This window comes from Leisingera sp. ANG-DT (assembly GCF_000813785.1).
GTDB lineage: Bacteria > Pseudomonadota > Alphaproteobacteria > Rhodobacterales > Rhodobacteraceae > Leisingera.
The window spans coordinates 611,509-626,979 of record NZ_JWLE01000005.1 but is presented as its reverse complement, the minus strand read 5'-3'; the positions used below and the strand labels follow the sequence as shown (position 1 = coordinate 626,979).

15 protein-coding genes are annotated in these 15,471 nt (G+C 60.8%); 6 read left to right on the top strand and 9 right to left on the bottom strand.

Annotated features, from left to right (window positions below; genetic code table 11):
• Nucleotides 1-123: 123 nt before the first annotated feature.
• Nucleotides 124-645, bottom strand: coding sequence for a DUF1643 domain-containing protein (locus tag RA21_RS08295; RefSeq protein WP_039147729.1), 522 nt, complete (start codon nucleotides 643-645; stop codon nucleotides 124-126).
• Here RA21_RS08295 and RA21_RS22985 point away from each other — a divergent pair.
• The gene (locus RA21_RS22985) at nucleotides 628-876 is read left to right on the top strand and encodes a hypothetical protein (RefSeq protein WP_206540050.1); all 249 of its coding nucleotides are present in this window, start codon (nucleotides 628-630) and stop codon (nucleotides 874-876) included. The two genes, RA21_RS08295 and RA21_RS22985, sit on opposite strands and share 18 nt — an antisense overlap.
• A gap of 39 nt (nucleotides 877-915) precedes the next feature.
• Nucleotides 916-2,061 (top strand): calcium-binding protein, encoded by a 1,146-nt coding sequence (locus RA21_RS23415; protein ID WP_039147727.1) that lies wholly within the window; start codon nucleotides 916-918, stop codon nucleotides 2,059-2,061.
• 105 nt (nucleotides 2,062-2,166) lie between these two features.
• On the opposite strand, the gene truB is transcribed toward RA21_RS23415, so the two are convergent.
• On the bottom strand, nucleotides 2,167-3,093 hold the full coding sequence (gene truB, locus RA21_RS08285; RefSeq protein WP_039147725.1) for a tRNA pseudouridine(55) synthase TruB: 927 nt from the start codon (nucleotides 3,091-3,093) through the stop codon (nucleotides 2,167-2,169).
• A 137-nt stretch (nucleotides 3,094-3,230) separates the two neighbouring features.
• On the opposite strand from truB, the gene RA21_RS08280 reads away from it, so the two are divergent.
• On the top strand, nucleotides 3,231-3,884 hold the full coding sequence (locus tag RA21_RS08280; RefSeq protein ID WP_039147723.1) for an RluA family pseudouridine synthase: 654 nt from the start codon (nucleotides 3,231-3,233) through the stop codon (nucleotides 3,882-3,884).
• A gap of 7 nt (nucleotides 3,885-3,891) precedes the next feature.
• Here RA21_RS08280 and RA21_RS08275 read toward each other — a convergent pair whose 3' ends face one another.
• Complete coding sequence (locus tag RA21_RS08275) at nucleotides 3,892-4,446, bottom strand: helix-turn-helix domain-containing protein (protein ID WP_039147721.1); 555 nt, start codon at nucleotides 4,444-4,446, stop codon at nucleotides 3,892-3,894.
• A 105-nt stretch (nucleotides 4,447-4,551) separates the two neighbouring features.
• Here RA21_RS08275 and RA21_RS08270 point away from each other — a divergent pair, with 105 nt between their 5' ends.
• On the top strand, nucleotides 4,552-5,265 hold the full coding sequence (locus tag RA21_RS08270) for an AzlC family ABC transporter permease (protein ID WP_019295123.1): 714 nt from the start codon (nucleotides 4,552-4,554) through the stop codon (nucleotides 5,263-5,265).
• On the top strand, nucleotides 5,258-5,551 hold the full coding sequence (locus RA21_RS08265; protein ID WP_039147719.1) for an AzlD family protein: 294 nt from the start codon (nucleotides 5,258-5,260) through the stop codon (nucleotides 5,549-5,551). The genes RA21_RS08270 and RA21_RS08265 overlap by 8 nt, the downstream gene beginning before the upstream one ends.
• A gap of 203 nt (nucleotides 5,552-5,754) precedes the next feature.
• On the opposite strand, the gene RA21_RS08260 is transcribed toward RA21_RS08265, so the two are convergent.
• Nucleotides 5,755-7,194 carry an aldehyde dehydrogenase family protein gene (locus tag RA21_RS08260; RefSeq protein WP_039147717.1) on the bottom strand — a complete coding sequence of 480 codons (1,440 nt, stop codon included), beginning with the start codon at nucleotides 7,192-7,194 and terminating at the stop codon, nucleotides 5,755-5,757.
• 267 nt (nucleotides 7,195-7,461) lie between these two features.
• On the opposite strand from RA21_RS08260, the gene RA21_RS08255 reads away from it, so the two are divergent.
• Complete coding sequence (locus tag RA21_RS08255) at nucleotides 7,462-8,112, top strand: peroxiredoxin (RefSeq protein WP_019295126.1); 651 nt, start codon at nucleotides 7,462-7,464, stop codon at nucleotides 8,110-8,112.
• 53 nt (nucleotides 8,113-8,165) lie between these two features.
• On the opposite strand, the gene RA21_RS08250 is transcribed toward RA21_RS08255, so the two are convergent.
• The 5 genes from RA21_RS08250 to RA21_RS08230 form a co-directional block, all read right to left on the bottom strand.
• Nucleotides 8,166-9,323: a rhamnan synthesis F family protein gene (locus RA21_RS08250; protein WP_019295127.1), complete on the bottom strand. Its 1,158-nt coding sequence runs from the start codon at nucleotides 9,321-9,323 to the stop codon at nucleotides 8,166-8,168.
• A 51-nt stretch (nucleotides 9,324-9,374) separates the two neighbouring features.
• Nucleotides 9,375-10,253: a glycosyltransferase family 2 protein gene (locus tag RA21_RS08245; RefSeq protein WP_039147716.1), complete on the bottom strand. Its 879-nt coding sequence runs from the start codon at nucleotides 10,251-10,253 to the stop codon at nucleotides 9,375-9,377.
• Nucleotides 10,254-10,332: 79 nt separating this feature from the next.
• A complete protein-coding gene (gene pnp / locus RA21_RS08240; RefSeq protein ID WP_039147715.1) occupies nucleotides 10,333-12,477 on the bottom strand; it encodes a polyribonucleotide nucleotidyltransferase in 2,145 nt (714 codons plus the stop codon).
• Between the two features lie 245 nt (nucleotides 12,478-12,722).
• Nucleotides 12,723-14,042: a M16 family metallopeptidase gene (locus RA21_RS08235; RefSeq protein ID WP_039147713.1), complete on the bottom strand. Its 1,320-nt coding sequence runs from the start codon at nucleotides 14,040-14,042 to the stop codon at nucleotides 12,723-12,725.
• Nucleotides 14,039-15,382, bottom strand: a complete 1,344-nt coding sequence (locus tag RA21_RS08230; RefSeq protein ID WP_039147711.1) for a M16 family metallopeptidase — start codon at nucleotides 15,380-15,382, stop codon at nucleotides 14,039-14,041. The genes RA21_RS08235 and RA21_RS08230 overlap by 4 nt, the downstream gene beginning before the upstream one ends.
• Between the last annotated feature and the right edge of the window lie 89 nt (nucleotides 15,383-15,471).

Genomic DNA, 15,471 nt, shown 5'->3' with positions numbered 1-15,471 from the left:
GCCCCAACATGCTCGCCAGCCACAACATTACCACTCAACCCTAACACGCAAACCAAATTGCGCCCACACTCTCACATTGCCGCGGCGTATTCAAAACAAAAGGAGAACACCGGTTAACGGAGTTCAGCTGATTGCGCCTGCCAGCCAGGGCTGCGGTTGCTGGCTGTAGGCAATGTAGAGCGGGTGCTTGGGGTGGCCGGCCTTGCTGAGACCAAGATGATGAAGCGGCTTGCCGGATGCCCGCAACGCAGCCTCCACCCGCACACCCTGGCCGCGATGTGCGCCGTGGGTGCCCCAGGCGCAGATCACCATATCCGCCCATGCCAAGCCCTCCAGAATGGCGGCCATGTTGTCCGGCCCCTCCGGCGCCTCCAGCCTGCGCATCTCCCGCGGGTCGGTCACCCGGCAGGCAAAGATGTTGGTGGCCCGGAAGCCGCCGAATCCCAAGGCGCGGGCGCGGCGCTCGCAGCGTTCGATGGTCGGGTCGTTCTGGACCTCGGTTGCGGTCGACGGGTTCAGCATCACAAACATCACCCGCTGCCCTGCCGGGTCCCAGACCCGGGTTAGGCTGTAGCGGTAGTTTTCGCAATCGGAATAGACGGCGGTGGAGGGCGCGTCGCCCTTGGTGTGGCTGCGGGTGATCATGGCGGCGGTTTTAGAACGGCACAGATTGCATTCCAAGGGCGTTTCCTGCAGCCTCTGGCAGAACCGCGGACGTATTTTTACCGCGATGGCTTTTTTCGATTAAATGATCCGGGCAACATGGAACTTCTGATTTTTCTTGCACTTGCAGGCTCTGCCATTGCTGTTGGCTTCGACGGGGCCGAAAACTCCGGCGAAGAAACGGCTGAACCGGAAAGACCTGTTGAGCCGTAAACACCTGTTAAACCTGACCCGCAACCCCAGGCCGCCAATTTGTCCGGCACCGCTGGAACGGATGACACGCTTAACGGCGGAGATGGAAACGACACGCTGACGGGAAATGCCGGTGATCAGGATCTGCTGACGGGCGGCAGCGGTGATGATGAACTGCATCTAGGTGCAGGCAATACTGCCACCGGCGGCGAAGGCGCGGACCGCTTCATCCTGGACGATGAGGGCAGCCGTGAAACGGTGGTCGAGGATTTTGAACTGGGTACCGACCAGCTGGCACTGACACCGTATCATTCGGGTAACGTAAGGCTGATCGAGACCGAAGACGGCAACGGCCTGCGCTTTATCGACACTCTCAACAACCAAACGATCCTGACCCTGCCAGGCGTTTCGCTCGCAGAGGGGGAGGTTCTTGAAGTGGATTTTCTGCGTGGAAATGGAGACATTGAACGGACTGAACAGTTTGAAATTCCCGGCTTCAGCGCCCCCTTTGCCCTAGATGCGATCCGCGGCACTTCGGGCAGTGACACACTGGACGGCACCGCAGGCGATGATGTGATCTTTGGCGAAGACGGCGCTGACACGCTCACGGGCGGTGACGGCAATGACTCGCTGTTCAGCGGGAGCGGCACGGTCTTCTACGACAACTCCTACAACCATTTTCCGGGCGAACTGACCCGTGTGGGTGACAACGATGACGTCCTCGACGGTGGCACAGGAGATGACCGCCTGTGGATCGGTCCCGGGACAACGGCCACCGGCGGCGCAGGGGCGGACACCTTCCACGCCTTTGCAAATGTGTATGAGGCCGGAACTCCGGCGGCGGAAATCACCGATTTCGATCCGGCGGAAGATCAATTGCGGATCGATTTCCCGGTTATTGCCGGCTTCGGGTCCATTCCCAGCTACAGCTTCGAAGATGCCATAGACGGGCTGAGCGTCAGTTACGACGCGGATCAGGACAGCACTCAGATCGCCATGGACGGTATTGCCATCGCATCATTGCCCGGGGATCAGTCAGGGGTCAGCATTGCTTTCCATGACGACTACTCCACCAGCGAGGACCGTTGGCGTGATGCGTCGGGTAACCAGATCAGCGCCGAAGAGGGCGCTCAGGCCAGTATCATCCTGACCGCACAAGAGTATTACTCCGTATTCGGAGACAACGGAACAGCCAGGCCAGCCTAGGCAAGACCGCAGAATACCCCAAGGATATTAGGTCAGCCTTGCTGCCCAAATGTTTCGCGCGCGAAACATCCGGTCACCGCTGCTGACCCAAAAAGATACGCTTTGTTAACCGGCGCTGCCGTCCTGGTTGAAGACCCGGGAGGGATGCAGGCTGCCGGATTTGTAGACGCCGACCGCAACCGCCTGGCCATTGAGTGAAGCCCAGGCCTCATCGCCATATTCAACCTCATCATTGGGCATCACCATGCCCGGGTTGCCGTTGCGCAGCTTCACCGCGCCCTCTGGTGTGCATTTGACCTCCGGCAGATCGGCCAGGCCTTCTTCCAGCGGGCGCAGATACGTGTCCAGCTCCGGAGTGCGGGCCAAGCGGTCGATCTCTTCCAGCGAAATCCCGTCCTCTGCCGCATCAAAGGGGCCGGACCAGATCCGGCGCAGTTCCTTGACGTGGCCGTGGCAACCCAGCGCCGCGCCCAGGTCCCGGGCGATGGAACGCACATAACCGCCCTTGCCGCAGGTCATTTCCAGCACCACGTGGTCCGCATCGGGGCGATCCAGCATGATCAGCTCCTCGACCCACAGCGGGCGGGCCTCGATCTCCACATCCTCACCATCGCGCGCCAGCTTGTAGGCGCGCTGGCCGTCGATCTTGACCGCGGAGAACTTGGGCGGCACCTGCATGATCTCGCCCAGGAAGGGCAACAGCGCCTCCTTGATCTGCTCATCGCTGGGACGTTCGGCGCTTTCGGCAATCACCTCGCCCTCGGCATCGTCTGTGTTGGTTGCCTCGCCCAGCCGCACGGTGAAGGTATAGGCCTTCAAGGCATCGGTGATATAGGGAACGGTCTTGGTCGCCTCGCCCAGCGCAACGGCCAGAACACCGGTTGCTTCCGGGTCCAATGTGCCCGCATGGCCGGCCTTCTTGGCCTCCAGCGCCCAGCGCACCTTGTTCACAACCGCCGTCGAGGTCAGCCCCGCGGGCTTGTCCACCACCAGCCAGCCGGAAATATCGCGCCCTTTGCGTTTGCGTGCCATGCATCGTCCCCATGTGTCAGTGAGGCGCGCCGGTTACCGGATCGCCGGGACAGTGTCAATTTATCAAAGGTGCTGCAGGCGGGAAAGCGGCGCGGCACCGCTTGCCCTTGGCCGGCTCCCGCAGTAGGCAAACGCCCATGGCCGTATCAAGCGAATACACCCCGCCGCAGGACCCGCTGGAGATCCTGCACCACGACGCCGAACTGCTGGCGGTGAACAAGCCTGCCGGCCTGTTGTCTGTGCCGGGGCGCGGCGAGCATCTGTCCGACTGCCTGATCACCCGGATCCAGGCAGCCTTCCCTGAGGCCCTGCTGGTGCACCGGCTGGACCGGGATACCTCCGGCGTGATGGTCTTTGGCCTGACCCCCCATGCACAGCGGCACCTGTCGATGCAGTTTGAAAAGCGCACTGCTAAAAAGGCTTATGTCGCGCGGGTGGCAGGCCGGCTGGAGCCGCGCAGCGGTACCGTGGACCTGCCGCTGATCGTCGATTGGCCGAACCGGCCCAAACAAATGGTCTGCCACGAGACCGGCAAGCCTGCCGTCACCGACTGGCGGGTGATGAAATATGAGGACGCTGCCACGCGGGTGCGGCTGACCCCCAAAACCGGGCGTTCGCATCAGCTGCGGGTGCATATGCTGTCACTTGGGCACCCGATCCTGGGCGATCCGCTCTATGCCACTGGCGCCGCGTTGGAGCATCCGCGCCTGATGCTGCATTCAGAGGAGCTGCGGATCAAGCATCCTGACAGCGGCGAGTCGCTGAAATTCCGGGTAAAACCCCAGTTTTAGAGCCTGTTCACGGCGCTTCCATCACCATCAGGAACACAGTGTCCGCTTGCTGCGCCTCGTAGGTATGGGGGTGATCCCCCGGATAGGTAAAGTAATCGCCCGGCCACAGCTGCTCCTCCTGCCCTTCCGGCCCAGCCCGCATCTGCCCGGAACAAATCAGCATATGCTCCACCGTGCCGCGCGGATGCGGCTGGGCGCGGCGGATCTCTCCCGGCTGCATCACCACGCGGTAGACATCCCGGCGCACATTCGGCGGGCTGCGCGACAGCAGGACCGCGGCAAAGTCCGACTGTTCTGACTCCAGCACCTCTCCTTCGCTTGCGCGGATCAGCTTTGTGGCCGGCGCCTCGGTTTCAAACAGCAGGCTTAGCGGGATATCCAGCGCTGCCGCCAACGCCCAAAGCGTCTCTACACTGGGGTTTCCATTGCCTGCCTCCAGCTGAGACAGGGTCGATTTTGCAATTCCCGCCTCGGCCGCGAGTGCCGACAGCGACTTTCCCGCGCGGCTGCGTTCGCGCTGGATGGCCGCGGCTATCATCTTGTGGGGCGCTGATGTGTTCATTATTTCATCCCATCGTTCACCTTGACGAACAATTCGTTCGTTCGGTAAAGAAGCCTCACGTTCGGCTTAAATGAACATCCCGCCTTTTTCCAGAGGAGCCTTGCAATGACCGTTCAGGACATAACTGCTCAGCCCCCTGCCCGCGGCCAGCTGCTGGCCGGGTTGCGGGACATCCTGCCGCTGGCAGTCGGCGTCGCTGTCTATGGCGTGGCCTTTGGCCTTTTGGCCGCTCAGGCGCAGATGAGCGGGCTGCAGACAGGTGTGATGGGGACCATCGTCTTTGCCGGGTCCTCGCAGATCATCGCGGTAGAGCGGCTGGTGGCAGGCGCCGGTGCGGGTGCCGCCCTGCTGGCGGGGCTTGCGCTGAACCTTCGGCTGTTGCTGATCACGGCCTCATTGCGGGATGAACTGGCCGGGCGCCCCTGGTGGCAGGTGCTGCTTGGTGTGCATCTGGCCACGGATGAGAACTGGGCGCTGATGCACGCAACGCGCGCCCGCGGCAGCATAGCGGGCTACTGGTATCTGGTGGGCGGCGGATTGGCGCTGGTCGCGGTCTGGGTTCTGGCCACGGTTGCAGGTGCGGGGTTCGCGGCGGCCGTACCGGAACCTCGCGCCTTGGGCATGGACTTTGCCTTCACTGCCGCCTTTATCGCCATCTTGCGCTCCTTATGGAGCGGCAACGCCATGCTGCTGCCATGGGCCGGATCCGTTGCCATCGTGTTGCTTGCAGGTTTGCTGTCTCCGCTGGATCCCACCTGGACACTGATCCTGGGCGGCGTCAGCGGTGCGGCCATCGCAGGAGCATTTGGCCATGACTGAGACGTGGACCCTGATCCTTGGCTTGGCAACGGCAACCTTTGCGGTGCGTCTGTCGGGCTATCTGCTGGGCCGGAGGCTGCCGGATCACGGCCCCTGGGCACGCGGGCTGCAAGCACTGCCGGGTTGCCTGATCCTTTCGCTGGTCACCTATCTGCTGATGCAGGGCGGACCGGATGAATGGATCGCTGGCACAGCCGCCTTTATGGTGGCGCTGATCACCCGCAGCCTGCCGCTGACAATGGGCACCGGAATTGCAGTAATCTGCCTGCTTAGAGCCTATTTCTGACCAGAACTCTCAGCACCCATTGAGGGTTAAGCACCGCTCAGCAGCCCCCTGCCCATGCGCAGCACGGGCCACGCCCGAGCCTGAATGCGGTCCGGCGCAGCCGGGCGGCCTGAAGGCGCGGGAGCACCGCCCCGTCGCGCACAATGGCGCAAAAAGAAAGCCGCCTCGGAAGGCGGCTCTCCATTGCTTCGAACGTATTAAGCTTACTCGGCAGCCCAGCCGCCGACGGCTTTCACTTCCAGGAAGTCCTCAATGCCCCATTTGCCGCCTTCGCGGCCCTTGCCGGACTGTTTCATGCCGCCAAAGGGCGAGCCTGCCGAGCGGGACTTGCCGTTCATCTCCACCATGCCGGACCGCAGCGCACGGGCCATGCGGTTGGCGCGGGCGCCATCCTGGGTCTGCACGTAGTTTGTCAGGCCATAAGGCGTGTCGTTGGAGATCTCGATCGCTTCCTCTTCGGTCTCGAAAGGAATGATCGACAGCACCGGGCCGAAGATCTCCTCCCGCGCGATGGTCATCTGGTTGTTCACATCGGCAAAAACCGTCGGCTTCACGTAGAAGCCCTTGTTCAGCCCGTCCGGACGGCCGGTGCCGCCGGCAACCAGTTTGGCGCCTTCGTCGATACCCGCCTGGATCAGGTCCTGGATCTTGTTCCACTGCAGTTCATTGACCACCGGGCCAATGTGGCGGCCTTCCTGATCGGCCGGGCCGACCTCCACCTTGGCTGCCACTTCCGCAGCCTCGGCAACCACGCGGTCATAAATGCTGTTCTGAACCAGCATCCGGCTGGGCGCGTTGCAGCTCTGGCCGGTGTTCTGCATCATGTGCAGCACGCCGCGCTTCACGGCCTTTTCATCGGCATCTTCAAAGATCACGTTGGCGCCTTTGCCGCCCAGCTCCAGATCCACCTTCTTGAGGGTCGGTGCGGCGGCCTGGGTAATGGCGACGCCTGCGCGTGTAGAGCCGGTGAAGGAAATCATGTCCACATCCGGATGGGTGGTCAGCTGCGAGCCGACCCCCGGGCCGTCGCCATTCACCAGGTTGAACACACCGGCAGGGAAGCCCGCCTCATCCATCAGCTCGGCAAAGATCATTGCATTGAGCGGGCTTTGTTCCGACGGTTTCAGCACCATGGTGCAGCCAGCGACTGCGGCGGCGCCGACCTTGAGTGTCACCTGATTCATCGGCCAGTTCCAAGGCGTGATCAGGGCGCAGACGCCCACAGCCTCGTGAATGATGCGGTCGTTGGGGCTCCGGTCATTCAGCGGTGCGTCAAAGGGAAACTCCTTGGCCGCGGCGATAAAGTTGCGCAGGTGCCAGCTGCCGGCGCCAACCTGCGAGGAGCGCGACATGTCGATCGGCGCGCCCATTTCCAGCGACATTGCCTGGGCAAGGTCCTCGGCACGGGCCTCATAGACGTCGATCAGCTTCTCGACCAGCGCGATGCGCTCTTCCACCGGCGTCGCCATCCAGCCTGGCAGCGCCGCCTTGGCAGCGGCCACCGCGGCGTTGGTGTCGGCTTCAGAACCCAGCGAAATCACTGCACAGGGTTCTTCGGTCGAGGGGTTGATCACCTCAAAATCATTTGCGGCGGCGGGGGCGACCCACTGGCCGTTGATGTAAAAGTCACGTTTTTCGATCATCTGGGAACTCCCAATTCAGACGTATTCCTGGCACCGGCTTGCCGGTTTTGCGGCCACTCTGTCACTGCACCCAGAAGGGAGCAAGGGTCTTTGCTACATAATTTGATCAAATTATTGCAAGCCCTGTCAAGACCCGTGCCAGGCGGCTGCCGGCCCGGCGAGCAGAGATATTTTGCGGTTTCCTTGCACGGCTACTTTATCGTTGCGTTAGAGTACTTAGGTAGCAGTCAAGACGACTCAATATTTAACTGACAAGGAGATACCGCCATGGGTTTGCGCATTAACGACACGGTCCCGGATTTTACCGCGGAAACGGATCAGGGCAGCATTACATTCCATGACTGGATCGGCGACAGCTGGGCGATTCTGTTCTCCCACCCCAAGGACTTCACCCCTGTCTGCACCACCGAATTCTCAGCGGTTGCGCAATTGGGCGACGAATGGGCCAAGCGTAACACCAAGGTGATCGGCGTTTCGGTTGATGGTGTCGAGGACCACAAGAAGTGGAAAAAGGACATCGAGGAATACGGCAAGGCTGCGCCGGGCTTCCCGATCATTGCCGACGACGGACTAGCGGTGTCCAAGGCGTTCGACATGCTGCCTGCCGAAGCCTATCTGCCCGATGGCCGCACCCCTGCCGACAGCGCCACCGTGCGCTCGGTTTTCATTATCGGCCCGGACAAGCAGCTGAAGCTTTCGATGACTTACCCAATGACCGTGGGCCGCAACTTTGCCGAGATCCTGCGGGCACTGGACGGGCTGCAGATGACGGCCAAGGGCGTCGCCACCCCGGCGAACTGGGTGCCCGGCGAGGACGTGATTATCCCGCCTGCGGTTTCGAATGAGGATGCCAAGGCGAAGTTCGGCGACTTCGAGACCATCTTCCCCTACCTGCGCAAGGTGAAAGCGCCGGAATAAAGCTACCAGGATGCGGCCTTGTCAGCACGCTGGCGCGGCCGCATCAATCAGGCTCAAAAGCCCTTGTGCCGCCTGATATCTTCGATTTCCTTCAAGATCACCCTGCCTTCAGGTCCATCAAGCGTCTTGGCAAAATCGTAAACCCTGTCGGAGTTTTCCTGGTCTGCTGATACCAAAGATTTCTTGAGGAACGCAAAGCCATGCTTCTTGTGAAGCAGGCTTGGCAGAACATAACTGACCCCGATACGCGCCGCGATTGTCAGCATGAGCTTTATAAGTTTTTCCCGCTCCTCTTTCGATCTTTCCGCGTCCAATCCAGGAACAGAACGCGTAAGAAACTCCTGGCTGACCGCGTCATCGAGATAGGTCAACGAGCGGGCCAGCTTGTTGATTTCGGCATTTGAGCAGCTCTGCAAAACCTCTGGCAAACTGCGAATGTCATAGGTTGCCCCGTGCGAGAATCCGTTTTTCAAAGCAAAGCGGGTCATACCAATTTCTCCCCGGCGAACCACCTTGTTCTTTTTCTTGGTCAGGGGATACTTTTGCCAATATTGCTTGTAGCGCTTGCTTCGCAGCAGTTTGGGACCAACGGACAACGCATAAGATCCGTAGTGAAAGTGACGCAATCCAGGATCAAATTCCCACTGTATCTGTTCATATTGATCCGGCGTCACCCGAGATATTCCAAAACTGGTCGCAGCTGCTGCGTAGTCCACACCCAGATCCTCGGCATCCTGCAACCAATTGCGGGACCCCGGCAACGGAAACCAGCTGGAATCGTTAAGAAGCACCAAGCGATCCAGAGTTTCCAGGCTGCCTTGAAGCGACAGAACACCGTCCCGGTAGCCGCCAAAGTCATAACCGACATTCGGTCGCTCCAGCAGGCGCCAGCAGTTTGCCTTCAGGTACTCCGCATCCTCGCCCGTAACAGGCAGATTTGAAACAACCAGAGGCGCATAGTTGTTTTCGCGGAGGTACCGGAGTGCCAGCTTATGGCTTTCGAGCAGCCCGCCTTGCGGGAAGATCAGGTAAATCGCAACACGCGATCCCGCTGGAACACCACCATCTGTCTGCCTGATCCGGCCAGCGAGAAACATGTCATAAAATCTGGCCCCGAACAAAAAGGAGCCGACATGACCAGGCAGACTGGGCAGCTGTTGAAACGGGCGCTTCAATTCCCGGGTAATTTTCCAAAGCGGGGGCAGTTTCATCGTCTCTGGCCTCTTTAATTATTAAAGACCCTGGTACTCGCGCACTGGCTGTTAGGCCCAAGGCGGAAGCTGGTCAGCCTTTTCCCGTCCGGGGCTGCTGAGTATAGCGCGGAAGTAATACCAGGCCTTGGCCCGTTTGCGGGCCGACAGGAGGTTAACCGGCGAGATCAGCTGCAGTACAGCCTCTCCCAGAGCACGCAGAAAGCCGAAAGGCTGGCCATGCTTGCGGGCGGCATAAACCCGCGACTGCCCCATGTACCAGGCCTTGAGCGCTGCAGTTTTAGCGGAACGCTCGGTGGAATGGCCCAGCAGGTGACGGACTTGCGCGCCGTAGACATACCGAAGCGGGCCGCATTCTGCCTTCAGCCGCAGGCTAAGATCATCGTCCTCGTGAAACAGAAAAATCTTGGGGTCAAAGCCGCCGACCTTGTTAAATGCCGCCTTGCGCACCAGCAAAGCACCGCCGGACAGAACGGGCACCTCTCCATCCTGTTTCGCGGCATCGCGGCTTAGCCAAAGCGATTTCGCAATCAGCTTGCTGCGGCGTTTGAAGAACAGCGAACCGTCGCCTTTGACGATCCGGGTGTTAAAGGCTGAAGCTTCAGGATGGGCATCAGCAGAAGCCAGCAGGTGCTCCAGCGTGTCCGGGAAAAGCTCAGCATCCGGGTTCACAAAGAACAGAAATTCGGTATCTGCCAGCTCCGCACCCTGGTTGCAGGCGCGGCCAAATCCGGCGTTTTCAGAGTTGGCAATGAAGCGGGCGCCATGGTCTGTGGCCAGGATCCGGGTTGCCTCCGCGTCGCGTGAAGCGTTGTCGACGAGAACCACGGGAATCCCGGACGGGATGGAGCGCAGCAGATTCTCGACAATCACCGAGGAGTTATAGGTGACCGTGATGATGGAAATTCGGGAATTCAAAGGCTGGTCCATAAGCGTCCCGGCAGAAATTGAATAGCCCGGGGCACGGCTTATGCGCGCCCCGGGCTGTTTATGTCCGGTCAGAGAAGGATTAGTCCTGCTCAGCCTTCTCTTTCTTCTCCGGCTGGATTTCCTCGCCGGTTTCCTGATCCACGATCTTCATCGACAGGCGGACCTTGCCGCGGTCGTCGAAGCCCAGCAGCTTAACCTTCACTTCCTGGCCTTCCTTCAGAACGTCTGACGGATGGTTCAGGCGGCGGTTTTCGATCTGGGAGACGTGCACCAGGCCGTCGCGCTTGCCGAAGAAGTTCACGAAGGCGCCGAAGTCGACGATCTTCACGACCTTGCCGGTGTAGATCTGGCCTTCTTCCGGCTCTGCCACGATCGAGTAGATCATGTCGTAAGCCTTCTTGATGGCCTCGCCGTTCGGGCTGGCGATCTTGATCACGCCATCGTCGTTGATGTCGACCTTGGCGCCGGACACTTCGACGATCTCGCGGATCACCTTGCCGCCGGAACCGATCACTTCGCGGATCTTGTCGGTCGGGATCTGCATGGTTTCGATGCGCGGTGCGTGGACCGAGAACTCGGACGCTTCGGTCAGAGCTTTCGCCATCTCGCCCAGGATGTGGATACGGCCGTCTTTGGCTTGTGCCAGGGCTTTCTCCATGATCTCGGGCGTGATGCCGGCAACCTTGATGTCCATCTGCAGCGAGGTGATGCCGTTTTCGGTGCCTGCCACTTTGAAGTCCATGTCGCCCAGGTGGTCTTCGTCACCCAGAATGTCGGACAGGATCGCGTAGGAACCATCGTCTTCCAGGATCAGGCCCATCGCAACGCCGGCAACCGGTGCTTTCAACGGCACGCCTGCGTCCATCATCGACAGCGAACCGCCGCAGACCGATGCCATCGAGGACGAACCGTTCGATTCGGTGATCTCGGAGACAACGCGGATGGTGTAGGGGAAGTCGGTTGCCGCGGGCAGAACCGCCTGCAGCGCACGCCATGCCAGCTTGCCGTGGCCGATTTCGCGGCGCCCCGGGGAACCGACACGGCCCACTTCGCCAACCGAGTACGGCGGGAAGTTGTAGTGCAGCAGGAAGTTGGATTTGAAGTTGCCGTGCAGCGCGTCGATGAACTGCTCGTCGTCGCCGGTGCCCAGAGTGGTCACGACCAGACCCTGGGTTTCACCGCGGGTGAACAGGGCAGAACCATGGGTCCGCGGCAGCAGGCCGGTTTCGGACACGATGTCCCGGATCTCGTCGGTCTTGCGGCCGTCGATCCGTTTGCCGGTTTTGACAACGTCGCCGCGCAGGATGCCGGCTTCCAGCTTTTTCAGCGCGGAACCCAGATTGGCATCTTCCAGCTGCTCTTCGGTCAGAGCGCCCTTGATGGTCTCGCGGGCAGCGGCAACAGCGGCGGTGCGCTCCTGTTTGTCGCTGATCGCGAAGGCTGCGCGCATCTCGGTTTCACCGGCGGCCTTCACGGCTTCATACAGCTCGGAGTAATCCGGCGGGGTGAAGTCGAACGGCTCGTTTGCAGCTTCTTCGGCCAGCGAGATGATCAGGTCGATGACCGGCTGGATCTGTTCGTGGGCAAATTTCACGGCACCCAGCATTTCTGCTTCGGACAGTTCGTAAGCTTCCGATTCCACCATCATCACGGCGTCTTTGGTGCCGGCAACAACCAGGTCCAGACGCTGTTCCGGGTTCAGGCGCAGGTCCTGCATGTCATCGACGGTCGGGTTCAGGACGTATTCGCCACCCTCGAAGCCAACGCGGCAGCCTGCGATCGGGCCCATGAACGGTGCGCCAGACAGGGTCAGAGCCGCCGACGCCGCGATCATTGCAACCATGTCGGGGTCGTTGACCAGATCGTGCGACAGCACGGTGCACATCACCAGAACTTCGTTTTTGAAGCCGGGGACGAACAGCGGGCGGATCGGACGGTCGATCAGGCGCGCGGTCAGGGTTTCTTTTTCGGTCGGGCGCGCTTCGCGCTTGAAGAAGCCGCCGGGCACCTTGCCCGCAGCATAGTATTTTTCCTGGTAGTGCACGGTCAGCGGGAAGAAGTCCTGGCCGGGCTTCTGCTGACGGGCAAAGGTCACGTTGGCCATGACCGAGGTTTCGCCCAGGGTGGCGATCACGGAGCCATCAGCCTGGCGGGCAACCTTGCCGGTTTCCAGTGTGAGCGTCTCTTCGCCCCACTGCATCGATTTTTTGGTGACGTTAAACATCTAGCGTATCCTAATTGGGAGCACTCCCGGCCCTCCGGGTCTCCCGTTTGCGTGGCGGCCCCATTGCCGCCGGCCCCATCTATCTTTCTTTCGCGTGCCGGGGCCCTGGCACATCGTCTCAGACAGGCCCGCCCATACAGGAGTTTCAGGCAAAATGAAAGAGAAAGCGGCAGCACCCCGCCGCCATGGGCGGCAGCGCGCTGTGTCAGGCTACAGGCGCTGCAGTTGCTTGCGCCAGGTCCGGGTCAGTTGGTTGTTTCCAGTCCTTCCGGGCGGCCCGCGATGGTGAAGTGCAGCCCGTCCGGATCCAGAAATTCCGCGGCAAAACGCTTCACATTTTCCAGAGTAACCGCGTTGATGCGGTCATTGCGGGTCTCCACGTAGCTGATCGGTAGATCATCCATCTGCATTCCCGCCAGAATGGAAGCGATGCGGCTGTTGCCGTCGAACCGCAGCGGGTAGGCGCCGGTCAGGTAAGTCTGAGCGTCCTTCAACTCCTTCTCCGTAACGCCTTCTTCTGCCATGCGGCGCCATTCGTTCCGGATTACCTCCACAGCCTCGGCCATCTTGCCGTTGGCGGAGGCCACAGACCCCATGTAAACGGCCGCCAGATCGCGCGGCACCAGGTAGGAGTAAACACCGTAGGTCAGCCCGCGCTTCTCCCGCACTTCGGTCATCAGCCGGGTTTCAAAGGAGCCCCCGCCGAGAATCTGGTTCATCACATAGGCCGTGAAAAAGTCCGGATGTTCGCGCTCGATACCCTTTTGGCCAAACAGCGCCACCGATTGGGGGGTATCGAAATCAACTACAGTCACGCCGCCCTCGATCGTCACGTCGGCAGGGCCGGGAATCGGCGCGCCCTTTTCGCGCAGCGTCCCCAGCAGGTCGTCCAACAATGTCCCAAGCTCTTCGGCAGTGATATCACCGACTGCACTGACATAGAGCCTGTCGCGGGCAAATACCGCCTCATAAGCGTCGAATATGTCCTGCCGGCTGAGCGCGGTAACCGAGTCCTGAGTGCCCTTGCCATCGCTGCCATAGGGGTGATCGCCATAAGCCATTTTGGCGAAGGCCAGGCCGGCAATATTGTTGGGGTTCTTGGCATCAGAGCGTAGCCCGGCCAGCACCTGCGCCCGCACCCTGTCCAGCGCGTCCTGGTCAAACCGCGGCTCAAACAGCGTCTGCCGCAGCAGCTCCATCGCGTCATCCCGGTTCTCGGTAAGGAAACGGGCAGAGATGGAGACGGAATCCTTGTCAGCGTCATAGCTGAATTCGGCGGCCAGGGATTCCAGCGCCCGCGCATAGTCTTGCGCGCGCAAATCGCCTGAACCCTCTTCCAGCAATCCAGTCATCAGGTAGACCCCGCCGCGCTTGCCCGGCGCGTCCAGGGAGGTACCGCCGCGGAACCGCAGTTCGAGCGCTGAGAAGGGAATCGTATGATCCTCTACCAGCCACGCAGTGATGCCACCGGGCGACGTCACTTCCTGGATCTTGATTTCAGCCCAGGCGGGCAGCGCCAGGAACCAGGCGAACAGCGCAGCGGCGGCAAGCTTCAGCAGGTTCATTGGGTCACCTCCTGGCTGCGTGTCATCCAGCCTGTCACCGATGTTTCCGGCCGCAGGACTTCACTTGCGGCAGCGATGATCTCATCTGCGGTGACCGATTGCAGAATTTTCGGCCACTCCTGCACGTCCTGCACCGTCAGACCGATGCTCAGCGCCTGACCATAGCGGTTGGCAATGCCGTTCACATTGTCCCGGTCATAAATTTCAGCGGCGCGCAGCTGCAGCTTGATCCGCTCCAGTTGGGCTTCGTCCACGCCTTCCTCCAGGAACCGCGCAATAGTGGCGTCCAGAGCCGCCTCAGCTGCCTCCATGCCCGTGCCCTCTGCAGGCACGATCAGCAGGGTGAAAGACGTATCATCCAGCGTGCTGCCGGAATAGAAAGCACCGGTGTAGACTGCGACCTGCTGGTCGAATTGCAGCGCATTTGCCAGGTAGGATGTGTTACCGCCGCCCAGAAGTTCCGCCAGCAAGTAAAGCGCCGCAGCCTTCTGCTGATCGCCGCTATCACGTTCGGGGGCCAGGTACGAACGCTGCACATATGGCTGCGCCACGCGCGGGTCCTCGAAGGTCAGACGACGGGCAGCGGTTTGCGGCGGTTCCTGGCTGCGGAAGCGTTCGGGCAAATCCGGATTGGCCGGAATCACGCCATAATATTTCTCTGCCAGCGCCTTCACCGCGTCCGGCTGCACATCCCCGGACACGACAAGGATGGCGTTGTTGGGCGCATAGTAGGTCCGGTAGAAGGACAGCGCGTCCTCCATGTCGAGACTTTCCATCTCGTGCCGCCAGCCGATCACCGGCTGGCCGTAGCGGTGATTGAGATACTGGACCGCCTGCAGCTGTTCGCGGAACAGCGCAACCGGGTCGTTGTCGGTGCGCTGGTTGCGCTCCTCCAGAATGACCTCTCGTTCGGTGACGATATCCTCCTCGTGGAGGCGGAGGTTGGTCATCCGGTCGCTCTCCATCTGCATCATCAGCTCCAGCCGGTCGGCGGCGACACGCTGGAAATAGGCGGTGTAGTCATAGCTGGTGAAGGCATTGTCCTGGCCGCCGTTGGCGCGCACCGTTGAAGACAGCTCGCCCGGTGCCAGCTTGTCAGTGCCTTTGAACAGCAGGTGTTCCAGGAAATGGGCGACACCGGACTGGCCTGGCGGTTCATCCGCGGAACCGGCCCGGTACCAGACCATCTGCTGCACCACTGGGGCGCGGTGATCCTCGATCACCACCACATCCATGCCATTGTCCAAGGTAAACGCGGTTACCGCCTCATCCTCAGCCTGTGCCGGGGCGGATAAGGCAGCACTCAGCGCTGCGGCGGCCAATGTGATCCTTGGGATCATCTGGCATCCTCCAATTTTTGCACGTTTGCCCTTGCCCGGCAGGGTGCGGTTACTGCTCTTTTGCTCATTTTGGTCAATGCAGCCACAAA